Genomic DNA, 1,522 nt, shown 5'->3' with positions numbered 1-1,522 from the left:
TAAGATTTACACTGGTTTTTTTTTAATTGTCCTTGACAAAGGGTACACTTTAAAAAGTCATTTTCATAAAATCAGCTCCTTTTATACCTAAAGTTTATCATTTATATTTGAAGTAGAATATATTAACTATGGCATTAAAATCTGGTAAATTTTTAAAACAATAATAAATTAAAAATTTACCAATAAAAAGAACCAGTTTCTTTTAGCTACAAGCACTATTAAAATGATAAGTTAAAGATGGAAAGGAATAAATAATGTTATTAAAATAACGTTATGAAAGGGATTGATTATGGATATTTTTGAAAAAATACATCGATTAGGTATACTGCCGGTTGTCGTTTTAGATGATGTAAAAGATGCAGCACCTTTGGCGATTGCTTTATGTGAAGGAGGACTTCCAGCGGCTGAAGTAACTTATCGTACAGCTTATGCTCATGATGTCATCCAAGAAATGAAAAAAGTAAAACCAGATATGTTGGTAGGAGCAGGAACTGTTTTAAGTATTGAGCAAGTTGATTCTGCGATTGATGCTGGTGCAGAGTTTATAGTTTCACCTGGCTTTAACCCCTCAGTTGTAGCTTATTGTATAAAAAAAGGAGTGCCAGTGATTCCAGGAACAGCAACACCAAGTGATATCGAAAAAGCGTTGTCCATGGGACTATCAAATGTGAAATTTTTTCCTTCTGAAATAAATGGCGGGGTAAAAGCAATTCAAGCATTAGGAGCGCCCTATGTTGATGTGAAATTTTTACCTACAGGGGGAGTATCAGAAAAAAGCTTACTAGATTATATGAAATGTAAGCGGGTATTGGCGTGTGGTGGAACATGGATGGTGAAGAAAGAATGGATAAAAAATGGTGATTTTAAAGCAATAGAAGATTGTACAAAAAAAGCAGTTTTTACGATGTTAAATCTTCAAATAAAAGGTTTATCAAATGATAAAAAATATTTAAAGATTACAACACCATCCATCGATAGAGCGTTATATCACTTAGCAAATATGGGAATAGCATTCAAAGATTATGTAAATGATAAATATCATATTGTTTTAAAGGAGGAGTAGTACTATGAAAGTTATCACATTTGGAGAAATCATGTTGCGATTAGCACCGCATGGCTATTATCGTTTTACCCAGGCAAACGACTTTGAGGCAAGCTTTGGTGGTGGAGAAGCCAATGTCGCAGTATCACTTGCCAATTTTGGACTGGATGTGGCTTTTGTCACAAAACTGCCTGCGCATGATGTCGGGCAGTGTGCTATTAATGATCTAAGAAAATATGGTGTTGATACTTCTATGATTACCCGTGGTGGGGATCGTGTTGGTATCTATTATTTAGAGAAAGGTGCCAGCCAACGTGCATCACAAGTCATTTATGATCGTGCACATTCTGCCATCGCAGAAGCAATACCAGAAGATTTTAACTGGTCAAAGATTTTTGAAGGTGTGGATTGGTTTCACTTTACAGGGATTGATCAGCTTGTGTCAAGTAGACACACAAAATAATTAAAACATTTTTGTCC

General features: G+C 34.8%; 2 protein-coding genes. Both read left to right on the top strand.

The genetic code is table 11. The features are described 5' to 3' along the window. Positions 1-289 precede the first annotated feature (289 nt). Positions 290-1,063, top strand: coding sequence for a bifunctional 4-hydroxy-2-oxoglutarate aldolase/2-dehydro-3-deoxy-phosphogluconate aldolase (locus DW114_RS21105; RefSeq protein WP_199483692.1), 774 nt, complete (start codon positions 290-292; stop codon positions 1,061-1,063). A gap of 4 nt (positions 1,064-1,067) precedes the next feature. Further along, complete coding sequence (locus tag DW114_RS21100) at positions 1,068-1,505, top strand: PfkB family carbohydrate kinase (protein ID WP_233512199.1); 438 nt, start codon at positions 1,068-1,070, stop codon at positions 1,503-1,505. Positions 1,506-1,522: the final 17 nt, after the last annotated feature.

It is taken from the genome of Absiella sp. AM09-50 (assembly GCF_003433845.1).
Classification (GTDB): domain Bacteria; phylum Bacillota_I; class Bacilli_A; order Erysipelotrichales; family Erysipelotrichaceae; genus Hoskinsella; species Hoskinsella hominis.
Note: the sequence above shows the minus strand (reverse complement) of the source record. Positions and strands in the feature narration are given on the sequence as shown.

What these genes read in the sequence shown, in the direction of transcription:
- DW114_RS21105 (WP_199483692.1), top strand. Translation starts at nt 290, where the DNA reads ATGGATATTTTTGAAAAAATACATCGATTAGGTATACTGCCGGTTGTC.
- DW114_RS21100 (WP_233512199.1), top strand. Translation starts at nt 1,068, where the DNA reads ATGAAAGTTATCACATTTGGAGAAATCATGTTGCGATTAGCACCGCAT.